The organism is Tropicimonas omnivorans (assembly GCF_031846565.1).
Classification (GTDB): domain Bacteria; phylum Pseudomonadota; class Alphaproteobacteria; order Rhodobacterales; family Rhodobacteraceae; genus Tropicimonas_B; species Tropicimonas_B omnivorans.
The window spans coordinates 102,843-120,848 of the sequence record NZ_JAVRHL010000003.1; the positions used below are offsets into that span (position 1 = coordinate 102,843).

The window sequence follows — 18,006 nt, forward strand, 5'->3', positions numbered from 1 at the left end:
TCATGCCGGTCCGAGGACCGGGCTCGGCAGGAGGCGCCCGGCGAGCGGGTCCGCGATGCCGAGGTCGGTCTGGTGCGGCCCGGCATTGCAGGCGAGGGTCGCGCCCACCAGCGCCTTGAAGACGAGGTAGGGCGGGTTCCATTCCACGATCTCGTCCATCGCGGTCTTGAGCGCGGTAAAGCCCGCGGCGATCTCCTCCAGCGGCGCGTCCGAGACGAGGCCGGCGACGGGCAGGGGCAGAAGGGCGGTGACCCGTCCGTCCTTCACCGCAACCATCCCGCCGCCGCAGGCGATCAGCGCCTCGGCCGCGACTGCGAGATCCTCGGGCTCGGCGCCGAAGAGGGTCAGGTTGTGGCTGTCATGGCTCACGGTGGTGCCGAACGCGCCGTGCCAGCGGCCCCACCCGGTCAGGAAACCGGTACGAGGGGTCGAGGGGCCGCGACCATGTCGGTGAAGCACGGAGATGAGCGTGGCGTCCTTCGGCGGCTGCACGCGCCCGTCCCTGACCTCGGCCACAGTCTCCCCCCATTGCGTGAACCGCGGACGGTCGATGGTGGCGACGCGGACGCGGGCCCCTTCGGCGCGGGGCAGGATCTCAGCGGGCGACGGGGCATCGCAATGCATGATGCCGAGGAGCGCGGGCGGAACACGGCGTGGCTCCGGCGAGGCCGGACGAACGGGGGCGCCATCCCGGATCACCCGCACGACGCTGACCGAATCCAGATCTTCCAGCAGGACGAGATCGGCGCGTTTGCCGGGGCCGACGAGGCCGAGGTCGGACCGCCCGATCCGGAGTGCGCCGTTCAGCGTCGCCGCCTGAAGCGCGCGCATCGGCGACAGGCCGTAGCGGATGAGCCGGCGAAGCACGTCGTCGAGCCCGCCCGCGGCCGCCAGATCGTCGGGAAAGACATCGTCGGTGCAGAGCGTCACGGTGGGCGGAAGCTGCGGCAGCGCCTCCAGCAGCTCCGCGAAGCCCGGAAGCAGGTGATCGTGCGAGCCGCGCAGTTCGACCGTCATGCCCGCCTCGAGGCGCGCGCGGAGGTCGTCGGGCGAGGTCAGCTCGTGGTCGGACGCGATTCCGGAGGCGGCATAGGCCTGCAACGCGCCGCCCTCGAGACTTCTAGCATGGCCGCAGATCATCTTGCCGGAGGTGAGCGCAGCCTGGACGATGCCGCGCATCCGGTCCGCGCGGCCGGTCACGGCGGCCATGTCCATCACCTCGGCGAGGCCGAAGGTGCCCGGCTCGGCGAGGAGGTCCGCGATGATCTCCGGCCCGAAATCGGCGCCGGACACTTCATAGCCCGGTGCGGCGGGAACGCAGGATGGAACGAGCGGCAGGAACCGCAAGGGGGAGGCATCCGCCTCGCCGAGCGCGTAGTCCATTCCGGCCCGGCCGGCGACGTTGGCGAATTCGTGGGGGTCCCAGACGGCGGTCGTGACCCCCCGCGGCAGCATCGCGGCGGCATAGGCGGCTGGCGTGACCATGGAGCTTTCGACATGCATGTGCGTGTCGATGAAGCCCGGTGCAATCGTCAGCCCGTCAGCCTCGATCACCACGCCCGCTTCGTGCGCCGGGTCCGGCGCATGCACCGAGGCGATCAGGGCGCCGACGATGCCGACATCCGCCTGCCGCAGCGTGTGCGTCACGGGGCAGGCGATGCGCCCGCCGCGGATCAGCAGATCGAACGGGGCGCGGCCCATGGCGGCGGCGACGGCGCGGTCCCGCAGTTCGGGATCGGTGAGGTCGGCATCGCTCATCCCACGCTTGCCCAGGATTGGAAGCACCACTCCCGCACCGCCTCCGCATCCACGTCGGTTGCAATCCGGGCATTGGCGGGACCGTCGCCGCGGCGGGTCTGACCCCGGCGCTCGCCCTCGCTGATGTCCACCTCAAGGGCGATGTCCTCGAAGCGGAAGAGATCCGGCGCGAGAAGGGCGGCGGCGGCCACGGGATCGTAGAGCGCCATGCTGCTTCGCCCGCGGGACAGGCCGATATCGAGATAGCCGCCCATCAGGTCCCGCAGCAGATCGCAGGGCAGGCGCTCTATGTCCTCCTCGACGATCTGCACCTTCCGGCAGGCCTCGAGGTCGATCATGCGGATCCGGGTGCCGCGCTCCAGCAGGATCCGGACGGCCAGCGCATCGGCCAGCGCGTTGAACTCGGCGAACTCGGTATGGTTGCCCCGCCCGAGGCTGCCGCCCATCCACGTGATCTCGTCGGGGCGCAGGTCCGGCCGGGCGAGGGCGAGCGTGGCCAGATTGGTCAGCGGCCCGAGCGCGAGGATCGGGCCGCCGCCCTCCTCGAGCCACGTCGTCAGGGCCGGAAGGGCGGCGGACAGATCGGCGCGCCGCGGCGGCACTTCCATGCCTCGGGTCGGCATGCCGCGCGGGCCGAGGATCCGCTCGGCGGTCTCGACCTGTCCGAGGATCGGCCGGTCCGCTCCGGAGAAGAGGGCGCAGTCGCCGCAGAAGAGCTCCGCCGCGCCGGCGGCATTCTCGCAGGCCCTGGGCAGCGTGCTGCAGCCGAAGGAGACGGAGACGCCCGCGACGGGAACGCGCGCCGTGATCGCGAGGATCGCGAAGAGATCGTCCACGCCCATGTCGGTGTCGATCCAGACTGGGGGCGCGGCAGGGTCGATGTCGGCGCCGCTCATTTTGCTCTCTCCAGCGTCACGGCCCTCTCGCGGGGCAGGTCGAAGGCAACCGTCTCGCCGATGCCATGGGCGGGACGTTCGGCGGCGACATCCGCCTTGATCTGGCCGAACTGCGTATCGAGGACATAGTCCCGCCGCTCCCCGGCGAAGGAGACGCCCTGGACGCGGCCCTCGTAGGGCCCGCTGCCCAGCTCCACGGCGCTCGGGCGCCAGGCCAGCGCGGTGCCGTCCTCCTGCGGCAGGATCGTCTCGAAGCCGACGAAATCGGCGACGAAGCCGGTGGCGGGACGGTTGTAGATCTCCTCCGGGCTGCCCTGCTGTTCGATCCGGCCGCCGCGCATGACGATGATCCGGTCGGCGAGGGACAGCGCCTCGGCCTGGTCGTGGGTGACGAAGACCATGGTGACGCCGGTCTCGCGCTGGACGCGTTGCAGCTCCATCCGCATCTCGAGACGCAGGCGGGCGTCGAGGTTGGACAAGGGCTCGTCGAGCAGAAGCACCTTGGGCTGCATCACCAGCGAACGCGCGAGGGCGACGCGTTGCTGCTGGCCGCCGGACAGCTCCGCCGGCATCCGGGAGGCGAAGTCTGAAAGGCCCACCGTCGCCAACCCTTCCTTGACCCGCGCATCGAGATCCGGGGTCTTCTTCATTTTCAGCCCGAAGGCCACGTTGTCGTAGACGCTGAGATGCGGGAAGAGCGCGTAGGACTGGAACACGAGCCCGACCTCCCTGCGCGACGGCGGTACCCGCGTCACGTCCCGCCCATCGATGGTGATGGTGCCGGAGCTGGGATTGAGCAGGCCCGCAATGGCCCGCATCGTCGTGGTCTTGCCGCAGCCCGATGGCCCGAGAAGACAGATCAGTTCGCCCTTGGCGATCTCAAGATCGAGCGCGGGCACGGCGACGGTGTCGCCATAGGTCAGGGTCAGGCCCTGGAGTGAGACATAGTCAGACATAGCGGGACAATCCGAGGAACCGCTCGGCGGCGAAGACGATCGCGATCGACAGCGCCGCGAGGAGCGCGGCGAGCGCCGCCACCGAGGGGTCATAGGTGATTTCCATGTAACCGATCATGTCGATCGGCAGCGTGGTGATGCCGGGGCCGGACAGGAAGAGGGCCACCGGCACTTCGTTGAAGGAGGTGACGAAGCCGAGGATGAAGGCGGCGAGGATGCCGCCCCTGATGTTCGGCAGGACGACCCTGAGGAATGCACCGAGCCGGGAGCAGCCGAGCATCACCGCGGCTTCCTCGATATCCGCGCGCAGGTTGTCCATCGAGGCCGAGACGACCCGGACGGCATAGGGCAGGACGAGCGCCGTATGCGCGAGGAAGAGCGCCAGCCCGATGCCGATCCCGGTCGGGATCACGAGGTAGCGCAGGAGCGCGAGGCCGACGATGATGCCGGGGACGATGATCGGCGCGGAGACGAGGAGGCGCACCAGCTCCGCCCCGCGCACGTCGTAGCGGGCCATGGCGTAGGAGGCCGGCACGCCCAGGATCAGCGCGGCGAGCGGGGAGCACAGGCCGAGCCAGATCGAGATCGCGAAGGAGGAGCGGAAGCTGTCGATCGAGAAGACCTTCTCGAACCATTGCAGCGACAGCCCGTCCGGCGGAAACGCCATCACCGGACCCGCCGAGAGGGCGGCGCCGAGGATGATGATGAAGGGTCCGATCAGGAACACCAGAAGGAGCGATATCACGGTCCAGGCGGCGATGCGGTTCATGCTGCGGTCCTCCGCTTCACGGTGGCGAGGCGGCGCAGGACGAGGTTCGCACCGAAGCACATGAGGATGAGGATGAGGGCGATGACGCTGGCGGAGGCGAAGTCCCGGGCGACGGTGACGCGCTGGTAGAGCAGCGTCTCCAGCATCAGGACCTTGGAGCCACCGAGGATCGCGGGGGTGATGTACGCGGTGAGCGAGCCGGTGAAGACGAGCGTCCCGCCGATCACGAGGCCCTCGCGGGTCAGTGGCAGGATCACCCGCAGGAAGACCTGGACCCAGTTCGCGCCGAGAAGACGGGCGGCGGGAACGGCGTCGGACGGCATGTTCTCCATCGCGGAGATCAGGCTGACGATCATCAGCGGCATGAAGAGCTGCAACAGGCCGATGAAAACGGCCGTCTCGGTGAAGAGAAAGCGGATCGGTTCGATCCCGAAGAGGCCGAGCGTTTCGTTCACGATCCCGGTGCGGCCGAGGATCACGAGCCAGGCATAGGTCCGCGCGACGGGGGAGATCATCAGCGGCAGGATCACCAGGCCGAAGATCCGTCCCCGCGATTTCGGCGGCAGGGAGACGATGGCGAAGGCCGCGACGTAGCCGATGATCGCGGCGGTCAGCGTGACGAGGACACCGAGCTTCAGCGTGCGCCAGAAGACGGCGCGGTAGCGCGGGTCGGCGAAGAAGTCGGAATAGGCGGAGAGCGAGAACCCGCCCTCGGGGCCGACGAAGGCCTCCGAGAGCAGGATGGCGACCGGCACCAGGAACAAGGCCGCGGCGAAGAGCGCCGCGGGCAATGTCAGCGAAAGACCGGTCGTGCGGTTGCCGAAGACGCTACTGGACAACGAGAGCGTTCCACTGCTCGATCCAGGCCTCGCGGTTGTCGACGATGGCCTCGGGCGGCAACAGGTCGAGCTGTGCGACGGTCTCGGCGCCGTAGGTCAGGTTGTCGGCCGCCTCGTCCGAGACGGTGACCTCGGCATTGGCGGGGCTGTCCACGAGACCCTCGGCGAGCTTGGTCTGGACTTCGGTGGAGAGCCAGTAATCCATGAACCGCGTCGCCAGCTCCTCGTTGCCGTTGTTCGCCGTCATGACCATGACGTTCAGGCCGCCGGTCTGGCCTTCCTCGGGCTCGGCCCAGGCGATGGGCAGGCCGCTGTCCTTGAACTGGCCCCAGGCGAAGCGGCCGATCGGAGCGGCCCAGATCTCTTCCTGCATCATCAGCTGCGCGAGCTGGGACGACCGGACGTAGAAGGTGACGATGTCGTCGGAATGCTCGCCGAGCTCTTCCATCGGCGTCTCGAGGGAGGTGTCGTCGTCGCCGAGCGCCTTGCCGAGCATGTAGAGGGCCGGGGGGCCCTGGTTCGTCGTGACATCCGGGAAGGCGACGTTGCCTGCGAGTTCCTCGGAGAGAAGATCGCCCCAGCTCGTCACCTCGACCTTGTCGGTGCGGTAGGCGATGGAGGTCGCGTAGAAGGTGTAGCCGATCGCCTCGCCGTTGCCGAGCGGGTCCTTGGCGAGATCGTAGAGCTTGTCGAAGTTCTCGAGCGCGCCCGTGTCGATCGTCTGGAGGAGGCCGTCGCGGGAGGCTTCGAGCGCGTCGTGGACGGAGACCACCGCCATGTCGATCACCGGGTTTTCCCTGTTGGCGGCGATCTTGGCCAGCCGCTCGACGGAGTTGCCGGTCTCGACGATAACCTCGCAGCCCGTTTCCTCTTCGAAGGGCGTGTAGAGGATCTCGTCGAACTCGTCCTGCGCGAAGGAATAGACCGAGATGGTCAGTTCGCAATCCTGGGCGTTCGCGGCGGGCGCGAGGGCCAGCACGGAGGCGCCGGCTATGAGGGAGCGTTTCAGCATGGGATGGTCTCCTGTCGGGGGTTGGTCTTCAGCGCCGTCGAGGCGCGCGGGATGAGCGTCATGGGGACGCGCATCGGGGGCGGTGAGGGCCGCCCTTCTAGTATTGCGGTGAGGGTCTCGATCGCGTGGCTGCCGATGGCGTTCGAATCCGCCACCAGCGTCGTGAGCGCCGGGCGCATGACCGAGGCGAAGACAAGATCGTCGAAGCCAGAAAGGGCGACCTGCTCCGGAACCTCTATGCCGGCCTCGTTCAGAGGTCCGAGGATCTGCAGGGCGACGAGGTCGGACGTGGTCGCGATGGCGGTGGCGCCGCGTCCGATGGCCTCGAGGCAGGTCGAGATGCCGTCTTCCTCGAGCCAGGCGGTCGTTGCCGTCATGCCCTCGCCGAGGCTCTCGCGCATCCCGGCGATGCGGTCGCGCTGGACCGGCGAGGCGTCGCTGTCGCCGATGAGGACGAGGCTCGAATGTCCACGTTCGGCGAGGTGGCGCACGATGGTGGCGCCGCCGCCGCGATGGTCCGCCGAAACGGTATTGCCGGGCGTCGAGGGCGTATCGATCAGGGCATGCGGCACCGGCAGGGTCTCTATGACGGTGCCGCGGCGGGGGATGATCACGAGCGCGTCGACGCCGCGCTGGAGCATCCGCGCGATCGCCTCTTCCTGGCCGCCGCGATCTCCGTGGCTGTCGGCGATGAGGATGCCGTAGCCAGCCGTCTCGCTCTGGCGCTGGATCGCCTGTGCCATGCGGGGGAAGAGGGGGTTGGACAGATCCGGCAGGATGAGGCCGAGCATCTGGGAGCGACCGGTGCGCAGGGCCCGTCCCGCGGGGCCGGGGCGATAGCCTAAGCGGTCCGCCTCGGCCCGGACCCGCTCGGCCAGCTCGGCCGAGACCCGCCCGGTGCCGCGCAGGGCGTTGGACACGCTGGCTGGTGAAACTCCCAGCGCATTCGCGATGTCCTTCAGCTTCGGCTGCACGCGATGCGAACCCTCTTCTGCCGTTGTCTGCCGTTGTCCGGGGGCGAATGAGTCGCCGCCGGGGTAAATCGTTTAATCAGTTTGAAGCGACCGACCCTCCACGGTCAAGGCTGAATTCCGGCGAAAGGTTATCGATACGGGCCGGGTCCTGCCTTCATTGAGCCGGAAATGGGCGCTTTCGGCGCGGGCGATGACGAATCGTGCACGTTGCGGACATGCCGGCCCGCGCCCGGTTCTCTTTTCCGCGGCGCCGGAGTAGGGACGGGCAGCGGACAGCGCGGAAGGAGCCATGTCGGGACAGGGATGCTGCATCGGCGCGGGAGCGGGCGCCCCTGACGGGGATGCGGAGCATGTCGCCGCCGTGGAGGCCGTCATGCCTGCCTCCGAGGCTGTACGGGCCGAGCTCAGGGCAAGGCTGACGGAGATCCCCGGCGGCATCTTCGAGATGGGAGCGCGCACGTCCACCTACCCGGGCGATCTCGACGCGCCGCGCCGCAAGGTCCGCATTTCTCCGTTCCTGATGTCCCCCGTCGCCGTGACCAACGCCGACTATGCCCGCTTCGTGGAGGCGACCGGCTATCGGACCCTGGCCGAAAGGTTCGGTTGGAGTTTCGTGTTCCACCTGCTCCTGAGCGACCCCGAGCGCTTCGGGAAGTTTCCCCCCGGCCTTCGCTGGTGGCGCCAGGTCGAGGGCGCGACATGGGCCGCCCCCGAAGGCCCCGGCAGCACGTGGGACGGGCGCGCCGATCACCCGGCGGTCCATCTCGCCTGGTACGATGCGGTTGCCTATTGCCGCTGGGCGGGCTTTCGCCTGCCGCGGGAGGCCGAATGGGAGCGCGCCGCGCGGGGCGGCAAGGCGCGCCTGAAGTTTCCCTGGGGCAATCAGCGCGAGCCGGGCGGGGTGCACCGGATGAACGTCTGGCAGGGCCGGTTCCCGGATGAGAACATCGCCGAGGACGGCTTCATCGGCACCGCGCCCGTGACCGCCTTCGAGCCGAACGGCTACGGCATGATGAACATGACCGGGAATGTCTGGGAATGGGTGGCGGACCGACATGGCCCCCGTCCGGCGCCGGGACGCATGCCGGAGCGCGACCCGGAGGGGCCGGCGGAGGGAACGGCGCGGATCCAGCGCGGCGGCTCGTTCCTCTGCCACGAGAGCTACTGCGACCGCTACCACGTCCATTCCCGCACCCGGAACGACCCCGACAGCTCGACGAGCAACGCGGGGTTCCGGGTGGCGGCGGACCTGTAGCCTGCGGGCCCCGGTTCCGGGGCGCCGCCGCCGGTCCGCAGTTCGGGCCTCGACTTCCCATCGCCCGAACGTCAGGATCCCCGCCATGTCAGACAGCTTTTTTGTGAGCCGATGAAACGCCCCGGTCTCTTCGACGTCCAGAGCCACAGCCTGCGTCCGCTGTGGCTGCGCGTCCTGATCGTGGCGCTGGTATGCGCCTGGGCGATCTCGGAGGTCCTGCGCGAGGCCTGGGCCTGGGCCGCGCTGTCGGGAGCGGCGGCGATCTACCTGATCCACCAGCTTCTCATCGCATTCGATCCCGGCCCGCCCCCCGGCGAGGATTAGGGCCGGAAGAGCGTCCGCGCCTCCCGCACCTGTGCCTCGATGAACTCCGCGGCGATCCGCACGCGCTGCGCCACGCGGAGGTTCTCGTGCCACGCCATCCAGTAGGTCCGCGTCACGATGTGGCCCGGCAGGACCGGCACGAGGTCCGATCCGGCGGCCATGAAGTCGTGCACGATGCCGATCCCGGCGCCCGAGCGGACGGCGGCGAGCTGGCCAACGGCGGTGGAGACCTCGATCCGGGAGCGCCAGCCGGGCAGGATCTCACCGGCATAGGCCAGCTCGGAGGTCGGGATCATGTCCTCGACATACCCGACGAGGTCGTGCCCCTCGAGATCGGCAGGGGTGGCGGGGGTGCCGCACCGTGCGAGATATCCCGCCGAAGCGTAGCACCTCAGCGTATAGTCGGCGAGGCGCTGGACCCTGAGCCGCCCTCGATCGGGCCGGCCGACCATCACCGCGATATCCGCTTCCCGCCGCGACAGGGAGAAGGCGTGCGGCATCGGCACGAGCTCGACGCGCAGGTCGGGATAGATATGGGTCAGGCGATGGAGACGGGGGGCGAGGAAGGCCGCGCCGAACCCGTCCGGAGCGCCGATCCGAATCGTTCCGCGCACCTCGCCCCGGCGCCCCTGGAGGCGTGCGAGGCTCTCCAGCATCTCGGCCTCCATCCGCTCCGCCGCCTCGAAGATGATCCGTCCGTCCTCGGTCAGCTCCGATCCGCGGGTGGTGCGTTCGAGAAGCCGAGCGCCGACGGCCTCCTCCAGCGCCGAGACCCGCCGCGACAGGCGGGCCTGTGACGTGCCGAGGCGCTTCGCGGCGCCCAGCATCTGCCCCTCCCGCGCGACGGCGAGGAAAAACTTCGCATCATCCCAGTCCATACATTTGCGTATAACGGATCGCCGCTGACGTCTATTTCTATGCGGTCATGGCTGTGCAATCGTCGCCGCCATCACAGTTAGGGAGAGGATCCATGAGCATGTCCGAGATCGGTCACTACATCTCCGGCGCCCGCACCGCCGGCACGTCCGGGAATAGCCAGCCCGTCTACAATCCCGCCACCGGGGACGTCGCAGCCGACGTCGCGCTTGCCTCCCGCGGAGAGGTGGACGCCGCCGTTGCCGCCGCGAAGGAGGCGTTTCCGGACTGGTCCGGGCAGACCCCTCTGAAACGCGCCCGCGTCCTCTCCCAATTCAAGACGATCCTCTGGGAGCGCATGGCGGACCTTGCCGAGGCGATCTCAGCCGAGCACGGCAAGACCCATGAGGATGCAGTGGGCGAGGTGACGCGCGGCCTCGAGGTGGTCGAGTTCGCCGTCGGCATCCCGACCCACCTCCAGGGCGACTTCTCCGCCAATGTGGGCTCCGGCGTGGACAGCTACTCGGTGCGCTCGCCCCTCGGTGTCGTCGCCGGGATCACGCCGTTCAACTTCCCGGCCATGGTGCCGATGTGGATGTTCCCCGTCGCGCTTGCCTGCGGCAACACCTTCGTCCTCAAGCCCTCGGAGCGGGACCCGTCGGCGTCGCTCCTGATCGCCGAATGGCTGACCGAAGCGGGCCTGCCGGACGGCGTCTTCAACGTGGTGCAGGGCGGCAAGGAGGCGGTCGACGCGCTTCTGGAGAATCCCGATGTCCGCGCGATCTCCTTCGTCGGCTCCACCCCCATTGCGAAGTACATCCACCGCACGGGCACCGCGAACGGCAAGCGGGTGCAGGCCCTGGGCGGCGCCAAGAACCATGCCGTGATCATGCCCGACGCCGATCTCGACATGGCTGCAAATGCCCTGATGGGCGCTGCGTTCGGCTCCGCCGGTGAGCGCTGCATGGCGGTGTCCGTCGCGGTTCCGGTGACGGACGCGGTTGCCGATGCGCTGATCGAGAAACTGGTGCCGAAGATCGAGGCGCTGAAGATCGGTCCCTCGACGGACAGCGCCTCGGAGATGGGTCCGCTCGTGACGAAGGAGCATCTCGAGAAGGTGCGCGGTCTGATCGGACGCGGCGAGGAGGAGGGCGCGCAGATCGTCGTCGACGGGCGCGACTTCCGCCAGGACAAGCAGGGCTTCGAGAACGGGTACTACATCGGCGGGACGCTGATCGACCGGGTAGAGCCCCAGATGGACGTCTGGAAGGAGGAGATCTTCGGCCCGGTCCTGTCGATGGTGCGTCGCGCGTCCTACCAGGAGGCGGTCGACCTGATCCACGCGCACAACTACGCCAACGGGACCGCGATCTTCACCCGCGACGGCGATGCCGGGCGCCGTTTCGCGCAGGACATCGAAGTCGGCATGGTCGGTGTGAACGTGCCGATCCCGGTGCCGATGGCGTTCCATTCCTTCGGCGGCTGGAAGGATTCCATCTTCTCCGATCATGCCATGCACGGGATGGAGGGCGTGCGCTTCTACACCCGGATCAAGACCACGACGATGCGCTGGCCGACGGGCGTGCGCACCGATGCCGAGTTCTCCATGCCGACGCTTGGATAAACCGGTCCTTCGGTGATCCGGACCACGGTCCGGCCCCGCACCGTCAAGGATGCGGGGCCGGCGGGCGCTTCAGGGAGGCGATGCCGCCCTGGCGCTGGCGGGCCGTGGTCATCCGCCGCAGAATGTCTCGTAGAGCGCGGCCATCACGGCCTCAATCTGCGGATCGTCGATGCGGTAGTGGATGGCCTGACCCTCGCGGCGGGTGGCGACCATGCCCGCCTCTCGCATCTTCGCAAGGTGCTGGGAGAGGGCCGACTGGCTGAGGCCCACGGTCCTTTGCAGGACGCCCACCGTGCGCTCCCCCTTCGACAGCTCGCACAGGATCAGCAGCCGCTTGGTGTTCGCCATGAGCGACAGGCGCGCGGCGACGTGGTCCGCACGCGCTTCGAGAGCGTCGATGGAAGGGCCGCAAGGGAGCGTCATATTAGCGTTGACTGATTTAGGGTCTGCTAATAGATAGCTGTCGCAGTCCGGAAGGGCAAGTCTGGAGCGACAGGGCATGGAAACAAACGCGATCACCCCCTTCACACCCCTGGCCTCGCTCGGGGGCGGGGTGATGATCGGGCTTTCGGCGGTCATGGTCATGGCGCTGTTCGGCCGGATCGCGGGGATCGCCGGGATCACGCGTGGCACGCTCGGGGCGATCCTTCCGGGGGCAGGGGGACGGGACGGCCGCGACTGGCGCGCGACGTTCCTCCTGGGGCTTCTCGCGGCGCCGGTCCTCGTGACAGTCGCTGGCGGTGGGGTGCCGCAGACGGTGCCGGAGGCTCCCCTTCCGATGATCCTCGCGGGCCTTCTCGTCGGGGTCGGAACGGCGCTCGGATCGGGCTGCACGTCCGGACACGGCGTCTGCGGGCTGGCGCGGCTCTCGCGGCGGTCCTTCGCGGCGGTGGGAACGTTCATGGTGGTCGCCTTCGCCACGGTCTTCGTCCTCCGCCACGCCCTGGGAGCCGCGTGATGCGGCCCGTCTTCGGGTTCATCGCGGGCCTCCTCTTCGGCCTTGGATTGATCGTTTCGGGCATGGCGGACCCGGCCAAGGTCCTCAACTTCCTCGATCTCTTCGGCACGTGGGACCCGTCCCTCGCCTTCGTCATGGGCGGAGCGACGACGACCGCCTTCATCGGCTACCGCCTCGTCCTGCGACGGCCGTCGCCTGTCCTCGGCACTGAGTACGACATCCCCGCCACAAGCGGCATCGACCGCAACCTGATCGCGGGCTCCGCGCTCTTCGGGCTCGGCTGGGGGATCGGCGGTTTCTGTCCCGGTCCCGCCCTCACCGCGCTGCCGCTCGGCGCGCCCGGCACGCTCCTCTTCGTGCCCGCCATGCTGATCGGCCTGTGGCTCGGCGCGCGGGCGGGCACTCTCTCCTTCTCGTCACGAAAGACCGAACCATGACCTCTCCCCTCAAAGAGCGTATCGTCCGGCATTCGCCGAGCCGCGGGGCGGGCAGCCCCGATGTCTGGGGGATCTACGAGCCCGATACCGGGTCGATCCAGTATGTCTGCGCCGATCCCGCGACGAAGGACGCGGCCCTGATCGACATCGTCTGGAACCTCGATCCCAAGCATTACCGCTTCTCCACCGAGAGCCTCGACCAGGTGCTTGCGCTGGCCCGCCGGGAGGGGCTGAACGTCATTTGGGTGCTCGACACGCACCCCCATGCCGATCACGTCACGGCCTCCGCGATTGCGGGCAAACGGACTGGAGCGCCGACCGGGATCGGTGCCCTCGTCCCCCGGATCGCCACGATCTGGGAGGGCATCTACAACATGCCCGGCGCGTTCGACGTCACCCGGGACTACGACCGGCTCTTCGCCGAGGGAGAGAGGATCCCGCTGGGCCAGCTCGAGATGCAGGTGATGCTCTCGCCCGGCCATACGCTCGGCTCGATCAGCTATGTCTGCGGGGACGCGGCGTTCACGCATGACACTCTGATGCAGCCGGACGTAGGGACCTCCCGCGCCGATTTTCCGGGCGGCACGACGGAGGAGCTCTGGGACTCGATCCAGGCGATCCTCGCCCTGCCGCCGCAGACGCGCTGCTTCGTCGGCCACGATTACGGCACCTCCGAGCGGCGGGAGCCGGAATGGGAGGCGACGGTCGCGGAGCACAAGGCGCGCAATCCGCATGTGAAGGACGGCACGAAGAGGCAGGACTACATCGACCGGCGAGACGCGCGCGATGCCACGCTGGCGCTGCCCAACCGGATCTTCGCTGCGCTCCAGATCAACCTGCGCGGCGGTCGCCTGCCGGAGCCGGAGGCGGACGGGACGTCCTACCTCAAGATCCCCGTGAACAAGTTCTGATCCCCGGATGAGCCTCGAGAGGTACCTGCCCGTGTTCGACTGGGGCCGCCGCTACGACCGCGCGGCCCTGACCGGCGATCTCGTGGCCGCGGTGATCGTCACGATCATGCTGATCCCGCAATCGCTGGCCTATGCCATGCTCGCGGGATTGCCGCCGGTGGCGGGCCTTTACGCCTCGATCCTGCCGCTGGCGCTCTACGCGATCTTCGGCACGTCGCGCTCCCTCGCGGTCGGGCCGGTCGCGGTGATCTCGCTTCTGACGGCGAGCGCTGCGGGGGCCGTCGCGGTGCCCGGAAGCGCGGCCTATATCGAGGCGACGGTGGCGCTGGCGCTCCTGTCGGGCGCAATCCTTCTGGCGATGGGGCTCTTTCGTCTCGGGTTTCTCGCGAACCTGCTGTCGCATCCGGTGATCTCGGGGTTCATAACAGCGTCCGGTCTTCTCATCGCGGCATCGCAGGTGCGCCATGTCCTCGGCGTCTCCGCCGGTGGCGGGACATTCCCCGAAACGATCCAAGCGCTTCTCGTGGCCTTGCCGGAAACGAACTGGCCCACGCTCGTCATCGGCGGGGCGACGATCGGCTTTCTCTTCTACGCGCGGTCGCGCCTGCCCTACGTGCTGAGGCGGGCCGGAATGCCGGAGCGGCGTGCGGCGCTCCTCGCTCGGACGGCGCCGGTGGTGGCTGTGGTCCTGTCGATCCTCGCGGTGATCCTCCTGGGCCTTGCCGGTCGGGGCGTCGCGGTCGTGGGGGACGTGCCGCGGGGCTTGCCGCCCCTGTCCCTGCCGGGGGCAGACCTTGCGCTCTGGGCGCGCCTTCTGCCGGCGGCGTTCCTCATCTCCGTGGTGGGGTTCGTCGAGTCGGTCTCCGTCGCCCAGACGCTGGCGGCGAAGAAGCGCCAGTCGATCCGGCCCGACCAGGAGCTGATCGGCATCGGCATGGCGAACCTCGCCGCGGCGGTCTCGGCCGGCTACCCCGTCACGGGCGGCTTCGCGCGCTCGGTCGTGAACCACGATGCGGGGGCCGAGACGCCGGCCGCCGGCGCCTATACCGCCATCGGCATCGCCCTGGCCTCGCTTTTCCTGACGCCGCTCCTGCGGAACCTGCCCGTCGCCGTCCTCGCCGCGACGATCATCGTGGCGGTGCTGTCGCTCGTCGATTTCGGCGCCCTCCTGCGGACCTGGCGCTATTCCCGGATCGACTTCATCGCCATGGCCGGTACGATTCTCGTGACGCTCGGGGTCGGTGTGGAGGCAGGGATCCTCGCCGGCGTCTCGCTCTCGCTTCTCCTGCATCTCTGGCGCGGCTCCCGGCCGCACGTGGCGGAGATCGGGCAGGTGCCCGGGACGCGGCATTTCCGCAATCGCCTGAGGCACGACGTGGCGATGGACCCGTCCGTCCTGTCGCTCAGGATCGACAGTTCGATCTGGTTCGGCAATGCGCGGGCGGTGGAGGACGTCCTGCAGGATGCGGTGGCGGGGCGCCACAGGCTGCGGCACCTCGTCCTGAACTGCGCCGCGGTGAACAGCGTCGACGCCAGTGCGCTCGAAAGCCTGGAGCGGTCGCGCGCGCGGCTTGCGGATCAGGGGATCGCGCTGCATCTGTCCGAAGTGAAGGGGCCGGTGATGGATCGGCTCGCGCGCACCGATTTCATCGAGCACCTGGGCGGAACGGTGTTCCTGTCCCACCACGAGGCGATGACGGCACTGGCGCCCGACATGACGGCTCTCGCCGATGCCGCGCCCCGACCGGTCATCGACGCGCGCCGCCCCTCGCCGGAGCGCCCTGCGCTGCCGGACTGACCTCTCGATCAGACCCGGGCCTCGGTCCGGGGGAGAACCTGCGCGGGCCGCTGAGCACCAGCTGAAATTCCGGGGCCGTTAACCTCGTTGAAAGCCCTGTCGTGCGATGGCTCGGTCCGAGAACGGATGGAGGGTCGCGCTGTGGTCGACGTTAAGCGGACGAAACTGGACGGGGTCTTCCTCATAGCGCCGAAGCGCTTCGGGGATGTCCGGGGGTTCTTTGCCGAGACCTATCGCCGCGACGCTTTGCGCAAGGCGGGGATCGAGACGGAGTTCGTGCAGGACAATCACTCGCTCTCCCACGCCGCCGGGACGGTCAGGGGGCTGCATTACCAGTCGCCCCCCCATGCGCAGGCCAAGCTCGTGCGCTGCGGCAGGGGACGCCTGTTCGACGTCGCCGTCGACGCGCGGGCCGGCTCGCCGAGCTACGGGCACTGGGTCGGGTATGAGCTGTCCTTCGAGAACGGACGGCAATTGTTCATTCCGGAGGGCTTCCTGCACGGCTTCATGTCGCTCGAGGACGATACCGAGATCGTCTACAAGTGCTCCGACCACTACGCGCCGGACTGCGATGGCACGGTGCACTGGCAAAGCTGCGGGATCGAATGGCCGAAGACGGGCCTGGCGCCGCTTCTGTCGGAAAAGGATGCGGCAGCCGTTCGGTTCAGCGCCTTCGAATCGCCGTTCGTCCACGCGGGAGTTCCGGCATGAGGATCCTGATCACGGGCGGTGCGGGCTTCATCGGATCCGCGGTCGTGCGCCTCGCCGTCGCCCGCGGACATGAGGTGGTGAACGTGGATGCGATGACCTACGCGGCCTGCGAAGCGAATACGGGCCGTGCCGCAGAAACCGGGCGCTACACGCTGGAGCGCGCCGATATCAGGGATCGCGGACGCCTCGATGCGATCTTCGCGGAGCATAGCCCGGACGCGGTGATGCACCTCGCGGCCGAAAGCCATGTCGACCGCTCCATCGACGGGCCGGGCGCGTTCGTCGAGACGAACGTGATGGGCACCTTTCACCTCCTCGAGGCCGCCCGCACCCACTGGACCCAGCGGGGCAGGCCGGACGGCTTCCGGTTCCACCACATCTCGACCGACGAGGTCTTCGGCTCCCTCGGCGCCACGGGGGCGTTCACCGAAGACACCCGCTACGACCCGCGATCGCCCTATTCGGCGACCAAGGCGGCGTCGGACCATCTGGTGCGCGCATGGCACGAGACCTACGGCCTGCCCATGGTTCTGACCAATTGCTCGAACAATTACGGTCCCTTCCAGTTTCCCGACAAGCTGATCCCCGTCGTGATCCTCAAGGCGCTGGCAGGGGAGGCGATTCCGGTCTACGGCGCCGGACGGAACGTAAGGGACTGGCTGCACGTGGAGGATCACGCCGACGCGCTCCTCGAGGTGCTGAACGAGGGGCAGGACGGACGAAGCTACGCGATCGGCGGCGAGAACGAGGCCCGCAATATCGACCTCGTCCACACGATCTGCGCCATCCTCGACGAGGAGCGCCCCGCCTGGGCGCCGCATTCCTCCCTGATCCGGTTCGTGGAGGACCGTCCCGGCCACGATGCCCGCTACGCGATCGATCCCGCCCGGATCCGCGAGGAACTCGGCTGGCGGCCGTCCATCTCTCTTGCGGAGGGGCTGCGGCAGACGGTGCGGTGGTACATCGTGAACAAGGACTGGTGGCGTCCGCTCATGACGAGGAGCGGGGCAGGGGAGCGGATGGGGATGGCGGCATGATCCTCGTCTTCGGCAAGTCGGGACAACTCGCCCGTGAAATTGCCCGCCGCGCGCCGGATGCCCTCTGTCTCGGCCGCGAGGATGCCGACCTGACGCGCCCCGAGGGCTGCGCGCGGCTGATCCGGTATCATCGGCCGACCGCCGTCATCAACGCCGCCGCCTATACGGCCGTCGACCGCGCCGAGAGCGACGAGGACACGGCCCGCCGCATCAACGCGGACGCCCCCGCCGCCCTGGCCCGCGCCTCCGCCGACGTGGGCTGCCCCTTCGTTCACGTCTCCACCGATTATGTCTTCGCAGGAGACGGCGAGACGCCGTTTTCGCCGGAGGACGGGACCGCCCCGCTCGGCGCCTACGGCCGCACCAAGCTCGCCGGCGAAGAGGGCGTCCGGGCGGCCGGCGGGGTCCACGCGATCCTGCGCACGAGCTGGGTCTTCAGCGCTCATGGCGGCAACTTCGTCGCCTCCATGCTGCGCCTGTCCGCAACGCGGGACATGCTCTCCATCGTCGGCGATCAGATCGGCGGGCCGACCCCGGCCGGCGCCATCGCCGAGGCCTGCCTGACCATCGCATCCCGGCTCGCGCGCGATCCGTCCCTCGCCGGAACCTATCATTTCAGCGGCGCACCCGATGTAAGCTGGGCCGGCTTCGCCGAAGAGATCTTCCGCCAGTCGGGGCGGTCCACGACCGTCACGCCGATCCCGTCATCGCAATATCCCACGCCGGCGCGGCGTCCGATGAACTCCCGGCTCGACTGCGGCACACTCCATCGCTTCGGCCTCGAGCGGCCGGACTGGGCGTCGGCGCTGCGCGAGGTCCTGTCGGAGATGTCCGAGCGGTCCGAGTGGGCCTGAGGATCGGAGATGCCAGCGGACGAATAGGTGTTTGACCG

At 68.8% G+C, this 18,006-nt stretch carries 19 protein-coding genes; 10 read left to right on the forward strand and 9 right to left on the reverse strand.

The genetic code is table 11. The annotated features are described in order from the left end of the window. Genes RM543_RS11040 through RM543_RS11070 form a run of 7 tightly spaced genes read right to left on the reverse strand, consistent with a single transcriptional unit; the run spans position 1 to position 7,204 of the window. Positions 1 to 1,758 carry an adenine deaminase gene (locus RM543_RS11040; RefSeq protein WP_311691575.1) on the reverse strand — a complete coding sequence of 586 codons (1,758 nt, stop codon included), beginning with the start codon at positions 1,756 to 1,758 and terminating at the stop codon, positions 1 to 3. Then, positions 1,755 to 2,654 (reverse strand): nucleoside hydrolase, encoded by a 900-nt coding sequence (locus RM543_RS11045; protein ID WP_311691577.1) that lies wholly within the window; start codon positions 2,652 to 2,654, stop codon positions 1,755 to 1,757. Before RM543_RS11045 ends, RM543_RS11040 begins: the two co-directional genes overlap by 4 nt. Further along, entirely contained in the window at positions 2,651 to 3,610 is a 960-nt protein-coding gene (locus RM543_RS11050) for an ABC transporter ATP-binding protein (RefSeq protein WP_311691579.1), read from the reverse strand. The genes RM543_RS11045 and RM543_RS11050 overlap by 4 nt, the downstream gene beginning before the upstream one ends. Continuing rightward, on the reverse strand, positions 3,603 to 4,379 hold the full coding sequence (locus tag RM543_RS11055) for an ABC transporter permease (RefSeq protein WP_116084570.1): 777 nt from the start codon (positions 4,377 to 4,379) through the stop codon (positions 3,603 to 3,605). The genes RM543_RS11050 and RM543_RS11055 overlap by 8 nt, the downstream gene beginning before the upstream one ends. Next, entirely contained in the window at positions 4,376 to 5,218 is an 843-nt protein-coding gene (locus tag RM543_RS11060) for an ABC transporter permease (RefSeq protein ID WP_311691583.1), read from the reverse strand. Before RM543_RS11060 ends, RM543_RS11055 begins: the two co-directional genes overlap by 4 nt. After that, positions 5,208 to 6,230 (reverse strand): ABC transporter substrate-binding protein, encoded by a 1,023-nt coding sequence (locus RM543_RS11065; protein WP_311691585.1) that lies wholly within the window; start codon positions 6,228 to 6,230, stop codon positions 5,208 to 5,210. The genes RM543_RS11060 and RM543_RS11065 overlap by 11 nt, the downstream gene beginning before the upstream one ends. Then, positions 6,224 to 7,204: a LacI family DNA-binding transcriptional regulator gene (locus RM543_RS11070; RefSeq protein WP_311691587.1), complete on the reverse strand. Its 981-nt coding sequence runs from the start codon at positions 7,202 to 7,204 to the stop codon at positions 6,224 to 6,226. The genes RM543_RS11065 and RM543_RS11070 overlap by 7 nt, the downstream gene beginning before the upstream one ends. A gap of 289 nt (positions 7,205 to 7,493) precedes the next feature. Here RM543_RS11070 and RM543_RS11075 point away from each other — a divergent pair, with 289 nt between their 5' ends. Next, on the forward strand, positions 7,494 to 8,459 hold the full coding sequence (locus RM543_RS11075; RefSeq protein ID WP_311691589.1) for a formylglycine-generating enzyme family protein: 966 nt from the start codon (positions 7,494 to 7,496) through the stop codon (positions 8,457 to 8,459). 111 nt (positions 8,460 to 8,570) lie between these two features. Further along, positions 8,571 to 8,783, forward strand: coding sequence for a hypothetical protein (locus RM543_RS11080; RefSeq protein WP_311691591.1), 213 nt, complete (start codon positions 8,571 to 8,573; stop codon positions 8,781 to 8,783). Here the strand turns inward: RM543_RS11080 and RM543_RS11085 are convergent. Continuing rightward, positions 8,780 to 9,661, reverse strand: a complete 882-nt coding sequence (locus tag RM543_RS11085) for a LysR family transcriptional regulator (protein WP_311691593.1) — start codon at positions 9,659 to 9,661, stop codon at positions 8,780 to 8,782. The two genes, RM543_RS11080 and RM543_RS11085, sit on opposite strands and share 4 nt — an antisense overlap. A gap of 98 nt (positions 9,662 to 9,759) precedes the next feature. Here RM543_RS11085 and RM543_RS11090 point away from each other — a divergent pair, with 98 nt between their 5' ends. Then, positions 9,760 to 11,262, forward strand: coding sequence for a CoA-acylating methylmalonate-semialdehyde dehydrogenase (locus tag RM543_RS11090; protein WP_311693338.1), 1,503 nt, complete (start codon positions 9,760 to 9,762; stop codon positions 11,260 to 11,262). Positions 11,263 to 11,370: 108 nt separating this feature from the next. Here the strand turns inward: RM543_RS11090 and RM543_RS11095 are convergent, their stop codons facing one another. Continuing rightward, entirely contained in the window at positions 11,371 to 11,685 is a 315-nt protein-coding gene (locus tag RM543_RS11095) for an ArsR/SmtB family transcription factor (protein WP_311691595.1), read from the reverse strand. 76 nt (positions 11,686 to 11,761) lie between these two features. Between RM543_RS11095 and RM543_RS11100 the strand changes: the two genes are divergently transcribed. The 7 genes from RM543_RS11100 to rfbD all read left to right on the forward strand — a co-directional run bounded on the left by RM543_RS11100 (position 11,762) and on the right by rfbD (position 17,968). Continuing rightward, positions 11,762 to 12,220, forward strand: a complete 459-nt coding sequence (locus tag RM543_RS11100; RefSeq protein ID WP_311691597.1) for a YeeE/YedE family protein — start codon at positions 11,762 to 11,764, stop codon at positions 12,218 to 12,220. After that, complete coding sequence (locus tag RM543_RS11105; RefSeq protein WP_311691599.1) at positions 12,220 to 12,657, forward strand: DUF6691 family protein; 438 nt, start codon at positions 12,220 to 12,222, stop codon at positions 12,655 to 12,657. Before RM543_RS11100 ends, RM543_RS11105 begins: the two co-directional genes overlap by 1 nt. Further along, positions 12,654 to 13,568 carry an MBL fold metallo-hydrolase gene (locus tag RM543_RS11110; protein ID WP_311691601.1) on the forward strand — a complete coding sequence of 305 codons (915 nt, stop codon included), beginning with the start codon at positions 12,654 to 12,656 and terminating at the stop codon, positions 13,566 to 13,568. The genes RM543_RS11105 and RM543_RS11110 overlap by 4 nt, the downstream gene beginning before the upstream one ends. A gap of 7 nt (positions 13,569 to 13,575) precedes the next feature. After that, positions 13,576 to 15,366, forward strand: a complete 1,791-nt coding sequence (locus RM543_RS11115; RefSeq protein WP_311691603.1) for a SulP family inorganic anion transporter — start codon at positions 13,576 to 13,578, stop codon at positions 15,364 to 15,366. Positions 15,367 to 15,507: 141 nt separating this feature from the next. Further along, on the forward strand, positions 15,508 to 16,077 hold the full coding sequence (rfbC, locus tag RM543_RS11120) for a dTDP-4-dehydrorhamnose 3,5-epimerase (RefSeq protein ID WP_311691605.1): 570 nt from the start codon (positions 15,508 to 15,510) through the stop codon (positions 16,075 to 16,077). Further along, a complete protein-coding gene (gene rfbB / locus RM543_RS11125) occupies positions 16,074 to 17,114 on the forward strand; it encodes a dTDP-glucose 4,6-dehydratase (protein ID WP_311691607.1) in 1,041 nt (346 codons plus the stop codon). Before rfbC ends, rfbB begins: the two co-directional genes overlap by 4 nt. Beyond that, on the forward strand, positions 17,111 to 17,968 hold the full coding sequence (gene rfbD / locus RM543_RS11130) for a dTDP-4-dehydrorhamnose reductase (RefSeq protein ID WP_311691609.1): 858 nt from the start codon (positions 17,111 to 17,113) through the stop codon (positions 17,966 to 17,968). The genes rfbB and rfbD overlap by 4 nt, the downstream gene beginning before the upstream one ends. Positions 17,969 to 18,006: the final 38 nt, after the last annotated feature.

Coding starts and splice junctions, on each gene's coding strand:
- RM543_RS11065 (WP_311691585.1), bottom strand. CDS start 6,230: ATGCTGAAACGCTCCCTCATAGCCGGCGCCTCCGTGCTGGCCCTCGCG.
- rfbB (WP_311691607.1), top strand. CDS start 16,074: ATGAGGATCCTGATCACGGGCGGTGCGGGCTTCATCGGATCCGCGGTC.
- RM543_RS11080 (WP_311691591.1), top strand. CDS start 8,571: ATGAAACGCCCCGGTCTCTTCGACGTCCAGAGCCACAGCCTGCGTCCG.
- RM543_RS11090 (WP_311693338.1), top strand. CDS start 9,760: ATGTCCGAGATCGGTCACTACATCTCCGGCGCCCGCACCGCCGGCACG.
- RM543_RS11050 (WP_311691579.1), bottom strand. CDS start 3,610: ATGTCTGACTATGTCTCACTCCAGGGCCTGACCCTGACCTATGGCGAC.
- RM543_RS11040 (WP_311691575.1), bottom strand. CDS start 1,758: ATGAGCGATGCCGACCTCACCGATCCCGAACTGCGGGACCGCGCCGTC.
- RM543_RS11105 (WP_311691599.1), top strand. CDS start 12,220: ATGCGGCCCGTCTTCGGGTTCATCGCGGGCCTCCTCTTCGGCCTTGGA.
- RM543_RS11100 (WP_311691597.1), top strand. CDS start 11,762: ATGGAAACAAACGCGATCACCCCCTTCACACCCCTGGCCTCGCTCGGG.
- RM543_RS11085 (WP_311691593.1), bottom strand. CDS start 9,661: ATGGACTGGGATGATGCGAAGTTTTTCCTCGCCGTCGCGCGGGAGGGG.
- RM543_RS11045 (WP_311691577.1), bottom strand. CDS start 2,654: ATGAGCGGCGCCGACATCGACCCTGCCGCGCCCCCAGTCTGGATCGAC.
- RM543_RS11095 (WP_311691595.1), bottom strand. CDS start 11,685: ATGACGCTCCCTTGCGGCCCTTCCATCGACGCTCTCGAAGCGCGTGCG.
- RM543_RS11110 (WP_311691601.1), top strand. CDS start 12,654: ATGACCTCTCCCCTCAAAGAGCGTATCGTCCGGCATTCGCCGAGCCGC.
- rfbD (WP_311691609.1), top strand. CDS start 17,111: ATGATCCTCGTCTTCGGCAAGTCGGGACAACTCGCCCGTGAAATTGCC.
- RM543_RS11055 (WP_116084570.1), bottom strand. CDS start 4,379: ATGAACCGCATCGCCGCCTGGACCGTGATATCGCTCCTTCTGGTGTTC.
- RM543_RS11115 (WP_311691603.1), top strand. CDS start 13,576: ATGAGCCTCGAGAGGTACCTGCCCGTGTTCGACTGGGGCCGCCGCTAC.
- RM543_RS11075 (WP_311691589.1), top strand. CDS start 7,494: ATGTCGGGACAGGGATGCTGCATCGGCGCGGGAGCGGGCGCCCCTGAC.